This window comes from Streptomyces sp. NPDC031265 (assembly GCF_055570295.1).
Genome location: NZ_JBVIHM010000053.1, coordinates 14,602 through 29,516, shown reverse-complemented (window position 1 = coordinate 29,516; position 14,915 = coordinate 14,602). Strand labels below are relative to the sequence as shown.

Genomic DNA, 14,915 nt, shown 5'->3' with positions numbered 1-14,915 from the left:
GAGGCGGTCTCCGAGGTGAACCGGTCACCCGTGAGCTGCATCCCGTCACCCGAATCACCCGCGAAGCGAATGATCACCCGATCAAGGCGCTTGACCTCTTTCGTGCCCACGGGTTTGCGCTGCTCACCGACGAGGGCCTCATCGGCCCCGTCTGCCTCGGCTGGCGTACTGACCTGGCTGGTCACTGAACTGGACCTCCCTGGGACGGGCTGCTCGGGCGCGTCCGGAGAACCGGTCGCTCCAAAGCCCACCCTACGTCGGTAAGGGTCGCCTTCCTTGGATGGATCGCATCCTGGACGCCCTTTTTTGAGATGGTCCAATGCCCCGGTTTGCCATATTTCAGTCGCCCCCCGGCTCCGTCTGGTAAGACGCCCCTCGCTCGGTCTTCGGTTGTAGGCCGCTACCCTGCCCGACTCATCTGACAGGGTGTCAGGTGTTCAGGAATTGAGATAGGTCAGCACCGCGAGTACCCGGCGGTGGTCGCCGTCACTTGGGGAGAGGCCGAGCTTCAGGAAGATGTTGCTCACGTGCTTCTCGACGGCGCCGTCGCTCACGACCAGCTGTTTCGCGACCGCGTTGTTCGTGCGCCCCTCGGCCATCAGGCCGAGGACCTCGCGCTCGCGCGGCGTGAGGCCGGCCAGTACGTCCTGCTTACGGCTGCGGCCGAGCAGCTGGGCCACCACCTCGGGGTCCAGGGCGGTACCGCCCTGGGCGACCCTTACGACGGCGTCCACGAACTCCCTGACCTCGGCGACGCGGTCCTTGAGCAGATAGCCCACTCCGCGGCTTGAACCAGCCAGCAGTTCGGTGGCGTACTGCTCCTCCACGTACTGCGACAGCACGAGTACGCCCACACCGGGGTACAGCTTCCGCAGCAGCACCGCGGCCCGTACGCCCTCGTCGGTGTGGGTCGGCGGCATCCGTACATCCGCGACCACCACGTCCGGCAGCGCGTTCTGGTCGGCGAGCTCGCCGACGGTCTTGACCAGCGCGTCTCCGTCGCCGACCCCGGCGACGACGTCGTGCCCCCGGTCGGTCAGCAGGCGGGTCAGTCCCTCCCGAAGCAGCACTGAATCCTCGGCGATGACGATCCGCACCCTGTCCTCCACGATCTGCAGCCCCCCGGCTCGGTGTTGCTCGGCTGTGCACACCCGACGGCTGTGCCCACCCAGCATCCCAGCATCCGGACCGCGCTGCGCGAAATCCAGAGGGCGAAGAGGGCGGCGGGGGTTTCGTCTGAGGGTTCGGTGGGGGCTGGTCGCGCACTTCCCCGCGCCCCCCAAGCCGGAACGGGGCCCGGCCACATTTCAGCCCCTCTGGCGTTGGAGCGGGGCAGGGGCCGCAGGCCCGGCCCTTCAGGGGCGCGGGGCTGTGACACGAGCGGCTCCGCCGCGTGGGCGCGACCAGCCACAGACGGCCCGCAGCCGAACGGAGTTCGGGGCGCGGCCCCGCAACGAGGTCCGGGGGCGCAGTCCCGGGGAAGCCCACCCCCACCCCCGGAGGCCGCGCGGCGGAGCCGCGAATGTCACAGCGGGAAGGGGCGAGGTGGGGCCCACTACGCCCGCCACGGCAGCTCCGCCGTGACCGTCGTAGGCCCGCCCCGGGGCGAATCCACGACCAGAATCCCGTCCACCGCGTCCAGCCGTTCCGCGAGCCCCGCGAGCCCGGACCCGCCGTCCACCGACGCCCCGCCCCGCCCGTTGTCCGTGACCTGCAGCATCAGCCGGTCCTGAGCCCGCCACACATCCACCCCGGCCCGGCTCGCCCCGCTGTGCTTGCTCACGTTCTGGAGCAGCTCGGAGACGGTGAAGTACGCGATCCCCTCGATGGCCGGCACGGGGCGGCCCGGCAGATCCACCTCCACCTGCACCGGCACCGTGCACCGCGAGGCGACGGACGACAGCGCGGCGTCCAGGCCGCGGTCGGTCAGGACGGCGGGATGGATGCCCCGGGCCAGATCCCGCAGCTCCTGGAGCGCCACCTTCACCTCGCCGTGCGCCGAGTCCACCATCCGCGCCGCCGCCTGCGGATCCTCGGTGAGCTTCTCCTTCGCAAGGCCCAGATCCATCGCGAGGGCGACCAGCCGGGCCTGCGCGCCGTCGTGCAGATCCCGCTCGATGCGCCGCAGGTCCGCCGCGGACGTGTCCACGACCACGCCCCGGTCCGACTCCAGCTCCACCACCCGCTCCTCAAGCCGCGACGGCCCGAGCAGCCCGAAGAGAAGACCCCGGTCGGCGTACGCGAACCCCCGGATGACCCACGGCACGGCGAGCGTGACGACCAGTCCGACCAGCACGGTCAGGGTGATCTCGAACGGCGAGTCCAGATAGAAGTCGTGCGTCCCGTCCCCGTACAGCTGGAGCCCGTCCTGCCCGGCGTACGTGGGGAACACCCACTGCCACAGCGGGTACGTCAGCAGGCCCCATCCGTACACCCACAGCGACAGCGAGACCACGAACGAGAAGAGCGCCCACGGGAAGTGCAGCACCGAGTACAGCAGGTGGCGCCACGAGACCCCGCTCTTCAGCACGGCTCCGATCCAGGCCATCCCGCGCTTGCCCCGCACGGGCTGCGGCGCGGCCACGTTCACGCCGAGCAGTGCGCGCGCCCGCTTGCGCTCCAGCGTGCCGAAGGCCCGGCACCCGACGAGTCCGGCCGCGAGCACCGGGATCCCGAGGAACGTGATCAGCAGCCCGGCGCTCAGCGACACCATGACGACGGCCCAGGTGAACATGACGATGCTGATCGGCAGGCTCAGCAGCAGATAGCCGAACTCACGGAACGTCCGGGCCTCCAGCGGCGCGCGCAGCGCCGGCGGAAGGAAGTGCCGCCGTGCAGGCCGCTGCCCGTACTCCGTCTCCATGATCATCGGTCCGTCCGTTCCGTTTCCGCTGATGCAGCCGATGCAGCTGCTGTACGCGTGGCCGCGTTCTCGTACGTACAAGACTGCTGGTCGCGGCCGCCCCGGACCATGGAGCCGGTCACCGTCTTGGGCGGGGGGTTTTCCCTACCCCGGCTCCGGGGCCGGCCCTACTCCTTCGGCCCCCGGGCCCGCCACGGCAGCTCCGCCGTGACGATCGTCGGACCGCCCGGCGGGGAGTCGAGCACGAACAGCCCGTCCACCGCGCCGAGGCGTTCGGCGAGACCCGCCATGCCCGTACCGCCGTCGAGCCGCGCGCCCCCGCGCCCGTCGTCCTCGACCTGGATGAGCAGCCGGTCGCCCGCCCGCCACACCTCCACCGAGGCCGCCCGCGCGCCGCTGTGCTTGCTGACGTTCTGGAGCAGCTCGGAGACGGTGAAGTACGCGATGCCCTCGATCGCCGCCGCGGGCCTTTCCCGTACGTCCACCGTCACCTTCACCGGCACCGTGCAGCGCGAGGCGACCGACGACATGGCGGCGTCCAGGCCCCGGTCGGTGAGGACCGCCGGGTGGATGCCCCGGGCCAGGTCGCGCAGCTCCTGGAGGGCGAGCTTGACCTCGCCGTGCGCCTCGTCGACCATCGCCGCCGCCGCGTCCGGGTCCTCCAGGAGCTTCTCCTTGGCGAGGCCGAGTCCCATGGCGAGGGCGACGAGCCGGGCTTGCGCGCCGTCGTGCAGATCGCGTTCGATCCGGCGCAGATCGGCCGCCGCCGTGTCCACGACCACCCCACGGTCCGACTCCAGTTCGGCGATCCGCCGCTCCAGGTCGTCCGAGGGCGAGAGCAGCGCCCGGACCATCACCCGGTCGGCGTTGGTGAGCACCCGGGCGATGAACCCGAGCACCGGCCACGCCACGAACAGGCTGACCATCGTGACGCCGAAGGTCAGCACGCCCCAGGGCAGCCGGATGAACTCGTAGAGCACATTCCGCCAGCCCACCGGGTCCTTCAGGCTCGTCCACAGCCAGCGCAGGGCCCCGCCGCGCGCGCCCTTCCGCAGCGCCCGGGCCGGGATCGGCGTGGGCTCGTCGATCCGTACGCCGAGCAGCGCGCGCGCCCGCGCACGCTCCAGCTTGCCCAGCTGACGGGCGCCGACCAGACCGACCGCGAGCAGCGGCAGGCCGATCACGGTGACCGAGAGGCCGGCGCCGGTGAAGACCAGCACGGCCACGTAGACGAAGCCGATGAGCGCCATCGGCAGATTGGCGAGGAGATGCGCGATCTCCTTCCAGGTCTGCCGGTCGTAGGCGAACCGCGCGGGCGGCAGCCTCTCGTCGTCGGACGGCTGGTCGGACGGCTGGTCGTGCGGCAGGCCGGGCGGCTGGTCGTGCGGCCTGCTCTGCGGCCGGTCGGAACGCCGCCCGGGCCGTCGGCCGGCTCTGCGGCTCGGCCGCTGCTCGTCGCGGAAGGTGCTGGTCATGAAGGCAAGCCTGCCGGGCCGCGCGGCCCGGCGCCATGGGGTAGCTAGGCGGGTTCCGCCTGGGGAAAACCCCACCCCCGGTGCCGCCCACGGCGTTCCGGAGCCACGCGCGCCAACGCGATCGGGTCACGCCCCGGGTCCTCTTCCGGACACGGGGGCGGTGCGCGCCGGGACGCCGCCGCCCGGGCGTCAGGTGTGCAACCTGCGTGAGACACCTGCTTACGCCGTCCTTAGCAGGGCCTAGACTCCCGTGCGTACAGATCGTCGAACAGACTGCAACGAAGCAACGAGGTCAGGGAGCGAGGGGCGGACGTGCCGGAACCGACCGTACGCCAGCTGTCGGCGGACTACTTCCACAGCTATTCGGTCGTCGGACTGCTCGCCGTCATCGGCGTGCTCTTCGTCGCGGTGGCCTTCGGGGCCGGGCGCCTGCTGCGGCCGGTGGTCCCGACGCCGGAGAAGCTGCTCACGTACGAATGTGGAGTGGACCCCGTCGGCGAGGGCTGGGCGCACACCCAAGTGCGCTACTACGTCTATGCCTTCCTGTACGTGATCTTCGCCGTCGACTCGATCTTCCTCTTCCCGTGGGCGACGGTCTTCGCCGCCCCCGGATTCGGCGCGGCCACGCTGGTCGAGATGTTCATCTTCCTCGGCTTCCTGGCCGTGGGACTGCTCTACGCATGGAAGAAGGGCGTCCTCGAATGGACGTGACGTCTCCGGATCCCCAGTTCCTGCCCACGCCGAAAGTGGCCGAAAACGGCGCTCCGGCGCCCGCCGGGGCCTCGGCCGTGCAGGGCCAGCGCCTGGGCGTGCTCTCGCGCCTGGCGCCCGAGCCGATGAAGGTGGTCCTCAACTGGGGCCGCCGTTACAGCCTCTGGGTGTTCAACTTCGGACTCGCCTGCTGCGCCATCGAGTTCATCGCGGCCTCGATGGCCCGCCACGACTTCATCCGGCTCGGCGTGATCCCCTTCGCGCCCGGCCCGCGCCAGGCCGACCTCATGATCGTCTCCGGCACGGTGACGGACAAGATGGCCCCGGCGGTGAAGCGGCTGTACGAGCAGATGCCCGAGCCGAAGTACGTCATCTCCTTCGGCGCCTGCTCCAACTGCGGCGGCCCGTACTGGGACTCGTACTCGGTGACCAAGGGCGTCGACCAGATCATCCCGGTCGACGTGTACGTCCCCGGGTGCCCGCCCCGCCCCGAGGCGCTCCTCCAGGGCATCCTCAAGCTCCAGGAGAAGATCGCCCGCGAGTCCCTTGCCGAGCGCTACGCCACGCAGGCGTCACCGGCGCAGCTCACCAGCGGGCTGGTCACGGCTCCGGCGGCTCCGGCGGCGCCGAGTGCTTCGGGCGCGCCGGGGGCGGCTTCCACCGGTGGGGCCGGTGGGACTGAGGGGGCTTCCGGGGCCGCAGGGGCCTCCGAGAGCGACACGCCGACGCCGGGGGCTGCGCAGTGACCGCGTACGACCGTCTGCCCGACGCCGTCACCGAGATCTTCGGCGAGGAGGCCACCGCCGAGGAGGCGTACGGCCTCCTCACCGTCGACGTCCCCGCCGGCTCCTGGATCCCCTCGCTGGAGATCGCCCGCGACGAACTGGGCTGCACGTACTTCGACTGGCTCAGCGCGGTCGACGAGCCCGGCACCGGCTTCCGCGTCTGCGCACACGTCGTCTCCCTCGAAGGCCGCCGCGTCCGCCGCCTCCTCGTCCGTACGACCGTGCCCCACACCGCCCCCGTCCTGGCCTCGGCCGTCGACGTGTACGCGGGCGCGGGCTGGCACGAGCGCGAGACGCACGAGATGTTCGGCGTCACGTTCGAGGGCCACCCGAACCTGATCCCCCTCCTCCTCCCCGACGGCTTCGAGGGCCACCCCCTGCGCAAGGACTTCGTCCTCGCGGCGCGGGTCGCCAAGGCCTGGCCGGGCGCGAAGGAGCCGGGGGAGTCGGAGCACGGCGGTCCCAAGCGCCGCCAGATGCTCCCGCCCGGCGTCCCGGACCCGAACGAGTGGGGCCCCCTGAAGGGCCAGCTCCCGCCCGCCCCGGCCCGCACCCCGCGCGCCGCCGGCGACCGCCCGGTCCGCCGGACCCGTACGGTCACGGAGGGCTCCGCGTCCCAGGCCCCGTCGGCGGCGACAACCGAGGGCGCCGCCGCGACCCCGCGCCGCGCCCGCAGCGCGTCGCAGGGCTCGGCGTCCCAGGCGACCCCGTCGACGGACCCGTCCGCCCCGGACGCCCCGGCGACCGGAGCCCCGGTCCCGGAGGCACCCGCCCCGCGCCCGCGCCGCACCCGAAGCGCCACCGACGGCTCAGCCTCCCAGGTCCCGGAGGCACCGCAGACCCCGGATGCCCCTCAGGCCCCGGCGGCACCTGAGGCCGCACCGGCCCCGCCGCGCACCCGCAGCACGGACGCCCCCTGGAACAACCCGCGTCCGGCGTTCGAGGAGACCCCGGAGACCCCGGAGACCCCGGAGACCCCGGAGACCCCGGAGACCCCGGAGATCTCGGCGGCTGACGAGCCCACCGAAGCTACAAAAGCCACCGAAGCAACGGAAGCCACCGAAGCAACGGAAGCTGCGGAAGCCACCGAAGCCACCGAAGGTGCGGAAGCCACCGAGGCGCGGCCCGCCGAATCCGACGGCCGCGGCCGCGGCCCCGGCACCAACAGCACCGACCCCGACCCCGAAACCGACACCCCCGCCGGAGGCGAACCCGCGTGAACGACGCACCCGACGTCGCCCTCCGGCTGCTCGTCGTCTTCGCCGTGTTCCTCGTCCTGCCCCTCGTCATCGGGCAGACCGAGCACAAGGTCATGGCCCATATGCAGGGCCGCCTCGGCCCGATGTACGCCGGCGGCTTCCACGGCTGGGCCCAGCTCGTCGCCGACGGCGTGAAGTTCGCGCAGAAGGAGGACGTGGTCCCGGCCGACGCCGACCGCCGCGTCTTCCAGCTCGCCCCCGCCGTCGCCCTGCTCCCGTACCTCCTCGTCCTGGTCGCGATCCCCGTCGGCCCGAGCGAGGGCGCCGTCGGCCAAGTCGTCGACGCGGGCATCTTCTTCGTACTCGCCGTCATGGGCGTCGGCGTACTCGGCTCGCTCATGGCGGGCTGGGCCTCGGCCAACAAGTTCTCCCTCCTCGGCGGACTGCGCACCGCCGCCCAGCTCCTCGCGTACGAGCTGCCGATGGTGCTCGCCGCCGCCTCCGTGGCGATGGCGGCCGGCACGGTCTCCCTCCCCGGCATCCTCAACGCCTTCGAGTGGTGGTGGCTGCCCTGGCAGATCGTCGGCGCCCTGGTCTTCTTCATCGCCGGGCTCGCCGAACTCCAGCGCCCGCCCTTCGACATGCCCGTCGCCGACTCCGAGATCATCTTCGGCGCGTACACCGAGTACACGGGTCTGCGCTTCGCCCTCTTCCTCCTCGCCGAGTACGCCGGGATCGTCGTCCTGTGCGGCCTCACCACCGTCCTGTTCCTGGGCGGCTGGCACGGCCCCTTCGGCGCCGACGGGCTCGGCTGGGTGTGGACGCTCCTCAAGACCGCGATCCTCGCCTTCGTCGTCATCTGGCTCCGCGTCAGCTACCCCCGGCTCCGCGAGGACCAGCTGCAGAAGCTGGCCTGGACCACGCTCATCCCGCTCGCTCTCGCGCAGATCGCGCTCACCGGCATCGTGAAGGTGGCGATCAACTGATGCCCCCGATCCCAGGTTCCGGCTTGGCCAAGGGCCTCGCCGTGACGCTGCGCACGATGACCAAGAAGACGGTCACCGCGCAGTACCCGGACGTCCAGCCCGAGCTTCCGCCCCGCACCCGTGGCGTGATCGGCCTGTTCGAGGAGAACTGCACGGTCTGCATGCTCTGCGCCCGCGAGTGCCCCGACTGGTGCATCTACATCGACTCCCACAAGGAGACGATCCCGGCCGCCGCCCCCGGCGGCCGCGAGCGCAGCCGCAACGTACTCGACCGCTTCGCCATCGACTTCTCCCTCTGCATGTACTGCGGTATCTGCATCGAGGTGTGTCCTTTCGACGCGCTGTTCTGGTCGCCCGAGTTCGAGTACGCGGAGACCGATATCCACGAACTCACCCACGAGCGCGACAAGCTCCGCGACTGGATGTGGACGGTCCCGGCCCCGCCCGCCCTCGACCCGGCGGCCGAGGAGCCCAAGGAGATCGCCGCGGCCCGCAAGACGGCCGAGAAGCTCGCCGCCGCAGAGGCGGCCCCCGAGGCAGCCCCGGCAGCAGAGGCGGCTCCCGAGGCCGCCCCCCAGACCGAGGAGGGCCAGGCATGATGCTCCTCGCCAGCGGTCACCACCCGGTGCACCACGGCTTCCTCTCCCCGACCGGGGTCGAGATCGCGTTCCTGCTCGTCGCCGCGGTGACCTTCGGCGCCGCCGTCCTCACGGTCACGACCAAGCAGCTGGTGCACGCCGCCCTCTGGCTGGTCGTGGCGCTCGGCGGCCTCGCCGTCGAGTACCTCCTGCTCACCGCCGAGTTCATCGCCTGGGTGCAGGTACTGATCTACGTCGGTTCCGTCGTCGTCCTCCTCCTGTTCGGACTGATGCTGACCAGGGCGCCGATCGGCCGCTCCCCGGACGCCGACTCGGGCAATCGATGGGCCGCCCTCGTCGTCGCCCTGGCCGCCGCCGGCTCCCTCCTGTGGGTCGTCGTGGACGCCTTCCGTACGACCTGGATCAACCTCGCCGGGCCCGGCCAGGGCTCGACGAAGGTCTCCGGCTCGATCCTGTTCCGCCACTGGGTGCTGCCGTTCGAAGCGCTCTCCGTCCTCCTTCTCGCCGCCCTCGTCGGCGCGATCGTCATGTCCCGCAAGAGCGGCGATACGGACGGTGCCCCCGGCGACGCCCCCAGAGACAAGGAGCAGCGCTGATGCACCTGATCTATCCGGCCGTCCTCGCCGTCCTCCTCTTCTGCACCGGTGTGTACGGAGTGCTCGCGCGCCGCAACGCGATCCTGGTCCTGATGTCCGTCGAGCTGATGCTCAACGCCGTCAACCTCAACCTCGTCGCCTTCGACGTCTGGCTGCGCGACACCCTCCACGCCGGACAGGCGCTCACCCTGTTCACCATCGCCATCGCCGCCGCCGAGATCGGCATCGGCCTGGCGATCGTCCTGGCGGTGTACCGCAACCGGGGCACCGCGGACATCGACAAGCTCCGCGACACCGCCGAGGGCTCCGGCCCCGACGACCCCGCCGCCCCGGCACAGAAGGCTGAGGCCGCCGCGTGACCACCACGACCCTCGCCGTCCTCGTCCCCCTCCTTCCGTTCCTGGGTGCGGCCGCCGGACTCCTGCTCGGCCGCACCGCCCCCGGTTACGTACGCCCCCTGGCCGTACTGCCGACCCTGGCCGCGTTGGTCCTCGCCGTCGTCGTCGCCGTGGACCAGGGCGGCGGCAAGTCGATCGACGCGTCGAGGCGGCTCACCCCGACCGGGTCCGTCCCGGTCGACCTCGCCCTGCACCTCGACGGCTTCGCCGTCCTCGTCGCCGTGCTTGTCGGGCTGGTGGCGACCTGTGTGCAGCTGTATTCGACCGGGTACCTGCGCGACGACCCGCGCTACCCCTCGTACGCCGCTCTCGTCTCCCTCTTCACCTCCGCGATGCTGCTCGTCGTCTACTCCGGCGACCTGATGGTGCTGCTGGTCGGCTGGGAGATCATGGGCATCTGCTCGTACTTCCTGGTCGGCCACTACTGGGAGACCCCCGAGGCGCGAGCCGCCTCCCTCAAGGCCTTCCTGGTCACCAAGCTCGGTGACGTCCCCTTCCTGATCGGTCTGTTCGCACTGGCCACCGACGCCGGTACGTTCCGGATCACCGGGGTCGTCCAGGCCGCCCTCACCGGCGGGATCGACCACCCCACGCTGATCGCCCTGCTGCTCCTGGCCGGTGTGGCGGGCAAGTCCGCGCAGTTCCCGCTGCACACCTGGCTGCCCGACGCGATGGCGGGCCCGACCCCCGTCTCCGCGCTGATCCACGCCGCGACGATGGTCGCGGCCGGCATCTACTTCGTGGCCCGTCTCCTCCCCGTCTTCGCGGCCTCGGCGGCCGCCCTGACCGTGCTCGCCGTGATGGCCGCCGTCACGATGGTCGGCTCGGCGCTGGCCGCCCTCGCGCAGGACGACATCAAGCGCGTCCTCGCCTACTCGACGATCGGTCAGCTCGGCTACATGTCCGGCGCCCTGGCCGTCGGTGACCGCGGCGCCGCCGTCTTCCACCTCCTCTCGCACGGCGCCTTCAAGGCGCTGCTCTTCCTCGCGGCCGGCGTGATCATCCACGCCGCCGGCACCAACTCGCTGTCCGCGATGTCCCGCATGGACGGCCTCGCCAAGCGCATCCCCGACGCGTACTGGACGATGACCGTCGCCCTGCTCGCGCTCGCCGCCATTCCTCCCTTCGCCGGCTTCTTCTCCAAGGAAGCCGTCCTGTCGGCCGCCGAGCACACCGCCCTCGGCGACAGCACGGTCGCCCCGCAGGGCACCGGCTGGATCGTGCTGATCGCCGGTCTGCTCACCGCCCTGCTGACCGCCGCGTACGCCACCCGCCTGTGGCTGATGGCCTTCCGCGGCAAGGGCGCCCCGGCCCCCGCCCACGGCCGCCAGCCCGTAGCGATGAACGCCGTGCTCTGGGTGCTCGCGATCCCGTCCATCGGCTTCGGCCTGACCACCGGCTACCTCGACGACTGGTTCGACGGCCACGCGCTCACCCCGGCCCTGACCACCTCGGTGCTCTCGACCGGCGTCGCCCTGGTCGGCGGACTCGTCACGTACGCCACCTGGCGGCACACCAGCGCCCTCGCCGCGCGCACCCCGATCGGCGCGGTCGCCGCCCACCCGGAGGCGGACGGAAGCCTGGTCGAGGAAGAGGCCATCGCCAGCCACACCCTGGCTTATGGCGATATCGCCTCGGCGTACGACCCGGCCGACCCGGGCCGACTGCTGCTCGGCCCGCTGCACCGCCACGCGGCCACCGGCTTCCACCTGGACGCGGTCTACCGGACGCTGTTCGTCCGTCCCGTGCTCGCCGCCGCCTCACTGGTCCGCTTCCTGGACCGCGAGGTCGTCGAGACGTACGTACAAGGCGCGGGCGCCCTTCCCCGCTGGCTGGGCGCGGCTGTGCGCAAGGCCCAGACCGGCAATGTGCAGACCTATCTCAGCGCGCTGCTCGCGGGCTCCGCCGTCCTGGCGCTCGTCGCCGTCGTCCTTGCCAACGCCAACGCCGGATCGTGAGCCGTGATTGATATCAGCGCGTCCGTGATGCAGTTCCTTCTCGCGTTCATCGTGGTCGGCCCGCTCGTCGGCGCGGTGGCGGCGCTGCTGCCCGCCCCGCCCGGACTGAAGGGGAAGTCGCCCGGCCAGGCCGTGCTCCGCCACGGCGTGACGGTCACCGGCGCGATCCTGCTCGCGGCGATCGTCCTGGCGCTCGGCTTCGACCGCGACCACCCGTCGAAGATGCAGGCCACGACGGACATCAAGTGGATCCCCACGCTGAACGTGCGCATCCACCTCGGCATCGACGGCATCTCACTCCCCCTTCTCGTCCTGACCGCGCTGCTGACCTTCCTCTGCGCGCTGTACAGCTACTTCAAGATGCCCGCGGGCCCGTCCCCGAAGGCCTTCGTCGCTCTTCTGCTCGTCCTGGAGTCCGGCACCCTCGCCACCTTCGCCGTCCTCGATCTGCTGCTGTTCTTCCTCGCGTTCGAGATGGTCCTCATCCCGATGTACTTCCTGATCGCCCGCTGGGGCGGCGACCAACGGCAGGCCGCCGCCTGGAAGTTCATCCTCTACACCCTGCTCGGCTCCGTCGTGATGCTGCTCGGCCTGCTGCTGATCGGGCTGAAGACCGGCACCTTCGACATGGTGGCACTCGCCACTGACAACGGCCGGGGGATGACCACATCGGTGCAGGTCATCGCCGTTTTGGCGATCGGGATCGGGCTCGCGGTGAAGACCCCGATGTGGCCGCTGCACAGCTGGCTGCCGGACGCCCACACCGCCGCGCCCACCGTCGGTTCGGTGCTGCTCGCCGGCGTGCTGCTGAAGATGGGTACGTACGGATTCGTCCGGATCGTGCTGCCCATCGCCCCCGATGGAATGCACCGGTTCGCCCCGTATCTGGCGGCCTTCGCCGTCGCCGGGATCATCTACGGATCGCTGGCCTGCCTGGCCCTGGCGAGGCGCGGCAACAAGGGCGATCTGAAGCGCCTCATCGCGTACTCCTCGGTCGGCCACATGGGCTTCGTGCTCCTCGGCATCGCGAGCATGACCCCCACCGGCGTCAACGGCGCGCTCTTCGCGAACATCGCCCACGGCCTCATCACCGGCCTGCTCTTCTTCCTGGTCGGCGCCCTCAAGGACCGGTACGGCACGGCCGACCTGGACACCCTCTCCGGCGCGACCGGCGCAGCCCTCTACGGCCGGGCCCCGCGCCTGGGCGGCCTCCTGGCCTTCGCGGCGGTCGCCTCGCTCGGGCTGCCGGGCCTCGCCGGGTTCTGGGGCGAAATGCTGGCCATGTTCGGCGCGTTCGACCCGGCCGATGGCCTCAGCCGCTCCGCCTTCCTCACCTTCGTGGCCATCGCGGGCGTCGGTACGCTGCTCACCGCCGCGTATCTGCTCGTCGTCGTCCGCCGCGTCTGCATGGGCACGCCGGGCACCCAGCCGCACGAGCCCCGGCTCGTGGACGTCCAGGGGTACGAAGTCGCCGCCTGGAGCCCGCTCGTGGCCCTCACCGTCCTCGCCGGCCTCTGGCCCGCGGTCCTCCTCGGCCTCACCGATCCGGCCGTCCACAAGCTCCTCGCAGGAGGCAAGTCGTGACCGTGGCCGCCGCAAGCGCCCCAGCCGCCACCGGCGCCGCAAGCGTCGTCCAGTCCGTCGACTGGCTCGCGATCGCCCCGCCGGTGATCACCGCGTCCGTCGCGCTGATCGTGCTGGTCGCCGACCTCTTCCTGCCGCAGAAGCGCAAGCCGCTGCTCGGCGGGATCGCCATCGCCGGGCTCGGCGCCGCGCTGCTCCTCCTGATCCCGCTCCACAAGTCGACGCGCTCGACCTTCTGCCTCACCACCAACCCCGAGGCGTGCAGCTACACCGTCGACCGCTTCACCCTGGTGCTCCAGTTCGTGGTGCTCGGCGGCGCCCTGCTCACCGCGCTGCTGTCGATGACGGAGCTCACCGAAAGCAAGGAGAAGCTGCCCGCGGGCGAGTTCTGGTTCCTGCTGCTCTCCTCGGCCGCCGGCGCCGCCCTGCTGCCCGCCTCCCGCGACCTGGCCACCCTGGTCGTCGCCCTGGAGGTCGCCTCGCTGCCGGCCTTCGCACTCGTCGGCCTCAAGCGGGGCGACCGGCTGTCCTCCGAGGCGGCCCTCAAGTTCTTCCTCTCCTCGGTGACCGCGACCGCGGTGATGCTGCTCGGCGTCAGCTTCGTGTACGCGGCGACCGGCACCCTGCACCTCACCGAGATCGCCAACCGGCTTGCCGACGTGCCCTACCAGCTGGACACCGTCGCCCAGACCGGAGTCGCGCTGACCCTGGTGGGCTTCGCCTTCAAGACGGCCGCGGTCCCCTTCCACTTCTGGGTCCCCGACACCTACGTGGGCGCGCCGCTGCCGGTCGCCGCCTATCTGTCGGTCGTCGGCAAGGCCGTCGGCTTCTCCGGCCTCATCCTGGTGGCCGTCATCGCCTTCCCGGCGTACGCGGACGTGTGGGGCCCGGCGCTCGCGGTCGTCGCCGCGCTCACGATGACCGTCGGCAATGTGGGCGCGCTGCGCCAGTCGGCCACGCGCGCGTACAGCGCGGTCCGCCTGCTCGCCTGGTCCTCCGTCGGCCAGGCCGGCTACCTCCTGGTGCCGATCGCGGCCGCGGGCTACTCCAGCGACGCCCAGGTCGGCGCGACCGTCGCGTACGCCCTGATGTACGCCGTGGTGAACCTCGGCGCCTTCGCGGTGGCCGCGCTGGTCGCCCGTACGCGGCCGCTGAACCGTATCGCCGACTACCGCGGCCTGTACGCCGAGAGGCCGTTCGCGGCGCTCGCGCTCGGCTTCTTCCTGCTCTGCCTGGCGGGTCTGCCGCCGGGCATCATCGGTCTGTTCGCCAAGGTGACGGTCTTCTCGGCGGCGGTCGACGCGGGCCTGGGCTGGCTGGCGGTCGTCATGGCGCTCAACGTCGTGATCGCCCTGTACTACTACCTGCGGTGGACCGCGGTACTGTTCCGCGCGCCGGAGGAGGCCGAGGCGCCCGTGGAGGGGGCGGAGGCCGTGGTGGCGGGAGCCGGGACGGCCTCGGCAGGCGCCGGACCGGGTGGGCCCGTCGGTGCCGGTTCCGGTGGCGCTGTGGGTGCCGGAGCCGCGGGCGTGCCCGCCGCGCGCCCCCGCGTCCCGGCCCCGCTCACCGTCGCCATCGCGCTCACCGCGCTCGCCGCCGTCGCCCTGTCGGGCATGCCCCAGGTGGCCCTGCACTTCGCGTCCATCAGCCTTTTCTGACCCGGTCTGCCCAGGCCCGGCTGGTCCATCCGGGCCACCGGCTCGCGCAGCGGGTTTGAACTCGGGTGCCCGGACAGGGCAGTGTCGTACGCGCGTACGTGTG

General features: G+C 71.7%; 14 protein-coding genes. 10 read left to right on the top strand and 4 right to left on the bottom strand.

Annotation, left to right across the window (positions count from 1 at the left end):
* From ACZ499_RS39350 to ACZ499_RS39335, 4 genes are all read right to left on the bottom strand, one after another.
* A partial coding sequence (locus ACZ499_RS39350) for a hypothetical protein (RefSeq protein ID WP_468681920.1) occupies nucleotides 1-320 on the bottom strand: 320 nt, incomplete at its 3' end.
* A gap of 117 nt (nucleotides 321-437) precedes the next feature.
* Nucleotides 438-1,097, bottom strand: coding sequence for a response regulator transcription factor (locus ACZ499_RS39345; protein ID WP_468681926.1), 660 nt, complete (start codon nucleotides 1,095-1,097; stop codon nucleotides 438-440).
* A 458-nt stretch (nucleotides 1,098-1,555) separates the two neighbouring features.
* A complete protein-coding gene (locus ACZ499_RS39340; protein WP_468681924.1) occupies nucleotides 1,556-2,863 on the bottom strand; it encodes a sensor histidine kinase in 1,308 nt (435 codons plus the stop codon).
* 167 nt (nucleotides 2,864-3,030) lie between these two features.
* The gene (locus ACZ499_RS39335) at nucleotides 3,031-4,338 is read right to left on the bottom strand and encodes a sensor domain-containing protein (protein WP_468681918.1); all 1,308 of its coding nucleotides are present in this window, start codon (nucleotides 4,336-4,338) and stop codon (nucleotides 3,031-3,033) included.
* A 312-nt stretch (nucleotides 4,339-4,650) separates the two neighbouring features.
* Between ACZ499_RS39335 and ACZ499_RS39330 the strand changes: the two genes are divergently transcribed.
* Genes ACZ499_RS39330 through ACZ499_RS39285 form a run of 10 tightly spaced genes read left to right on the top strand, consistent with a single transcriptional unit; the run spans nucleotide 4,651 to nucleotide 14,812 of the window.
* Nucleotides 4,651-5,049 (top strand): NADH-quinone oxidoreductase subunit A, encoded by a 399-nt coding sequence (locus ACZ499_RS39330; protein WP_468681916.1) that lies wholly within the window; start codon nucleotides 4,651-4,653, stop codon nucleotides 5,047-5,049.
* On the top strand, nucleotides 5,040-5,795 hold the full coding sequence (locus tag ACZ499_RS39325) for an NADH-quinone oxidoreductase subunit B (RefSeq protein WP_468681915.1): 756 nt from the start codon (nucleotides 5,040-5,042) through the stop codon (nucleotides 5,793-5,795). The genes ACZ499_RS39330 and ACZ499_RS39325 overlap by 10 nt, the downstream gene beginning before the upstream one ends.
* Nucleotides 5,792-7,054 (top strand): NADH-quinone oxidoreductase subunit C, encoded by a 1,263-nt coding sequence (locus ACZ499_RS39320; RefSeq protein WP_468681913.1) that lies wholly within the window; start codon nucleotides 5,792-5,794, stop codon nucleotides 7,052-7,054. Before ACZ499_RS39325 ends, ACZ499_RS39320 begins: the two co-directional genes overlap by 4 nt.
* Nucleotides 7,051-8,019 (top strand): complex I subunit 1/NuoH family protein, encoded by a 969-nt coding sequence (locus ACZ499_RS39315; RefSeq protein WP_468681911.1) that lies wholly within the window; start codon nucleotides 7,051-7,053, stop codon nucleotides 8,017-8,019. Before ACZ499_RS39320 ends, ACZ499_RS39315 begins: the two co-directional genes overlap by 4 nt.
* On the top strand, nucleotides 8,019-8,618 hold the full coding sequence (locus ACZ499_RS39310; protein ID WP_468681909.1) for a NuoI/complex I 23 kDa subunit family protein: 600 nt from the start codon (nucleotides 8,019-8,021) through the stop codon (nucleotides 8,616-8,618). The genes ACZ499_RS39315 and ACZ499_RS39310 overlap by 1 nt, the downstream gene beginning before the upstream one ends.
* Nucleotides 8,615-9,214, top strand: a complete 600-nt coding sequence (locus tag ACZ499_RS39305; protein WP_468681908.1) for an NADH-quinone oxidoreductase subunit J family protein — start codon at nucleotides 8,615-8,617, stop codon at nucleotides 9,212-9,214. Before ACZ499_RS39310 ends, ACZ499_RS39305 begins: the two co-directional genes overlap by 4 nt.
* The gene (nuoK, locus tag ACZ499_RS39300; RefSeq protein WP_361392146.1) at nucleotides 9,214-9,573 is read left to right on the top strand and encodes an NADH-quinone oxidoreductase subunit NuoK; all 360 of its coding nucleotides are present in this window, start codon (nucleotides 9,214-9,216) and stop codon (nucleotides 9,571-9,573) included. The genes ACZ499_RS39305 and nuoK overlap by 1 nt, the downstream gene beginning before the upstream one ends.
* Nucleotides 9,570-11,570 carry an NADH-quinone oxidoreductase subunit 5 family protein gene (locus tag ACZ499_RS39295; RefSeq protein WP_468681907.1) on the top strand — a complete coding sequence of 667 codons (2,001 nt, stop codon included), beginning with the start codon at nucleotides 9,570-9,572 and terminating at the stop codon, nucleotides 11,568-11,570. Before nuoK ends, ACZ499_RS39295 begins: the two co-directional genes overlap by 4 nt.
* Nucleotides 11,571-11,597: 27 nt before the next feature.
* On the top strand, nucleotides 11,598-13,154 hold the full coding sequence (locus tag ACZ499_RS39290; RefSeq protein WP_468681922.1) for an NADH-quinone oxidoreductase subunit M: 1,557 nt from the start codon (nucleotides 11,598-11,600) through the stop codon (nucleotides 13,152-13,154).
* A complete protein-coding gene (locus tag ACZ499_RS39285) occupies nucleotides 13,151-14,812 on the top strand; it encodes an NADH-quinone oxidoreductase subunit N (RefSeq protein WP_468681905.1) in 1,662 nt (553 codons plus the stop codon). Before ACZ499_RS39290 ends, ACZ499_RS39285 begins: the two co-directional genes overlap by 4 nt.
* Nucleotides 14,813-14,915: the final 103 nt, after the last annotated feature.

What these genes read in the sequence shown, in the direction of transcription:
- ACZ499_RS39340 (WP_468681924.1), bottom strand. Translation starts at nt 2,863, where the DNA reads ATGGAGACGGAGTACGGGCAGCGGCCTGCACGGCGGCACTTCCTTCCG.
- ACZ499_RS39335 (WP_468681918.1), bottom strand. Translation starts at nt 4,338, where the DNA reads ATGACCAGCACCTTCCGCGACGAGCAGCGGCCGAGCCGCAGAGCCGGC.
- ACZ499_RS39325 (WP_468681915.1), top strand. Translation starts at nt 5,040, where the DNA reads ATGGACGTGACGTCTCCGGATCCCCAGTTCCTGCCCACGCCGAAAGTG.
- ACZ499_RS39310 (WP_468681909.1), top strand. Translation starts at nt 8,019, where the DNA reads ATGCCCCCGATCCCAGGTTCCGGCTTGGCCAAGGGCCTCGCCGTGACG.
- ACZ499_RS39305 (WP_468681908.1), top strand. Translation starts at nt 8,615, where the DNA reads ATGATGCTCCTCGCCAGCGGTCACCACCCGGTGCACCACGGCTTCCTC.
- nuoK (WP_361392146.1), top strand. Translation starts at nt 9,214, where the DNA reads ATGCACCTGATCTATCCGGCCGTCCTCGCCGTCCTCCTCTTCTGCACC.
- ACZ499_RS39290 (WP_468681922.1), top strand. Translation starts at nt 11,598, where the DNA reads ATGCAGTTCCTTCTCGCGTTCATCGTGGTCGGCCCGCTCGTCGGCGCG.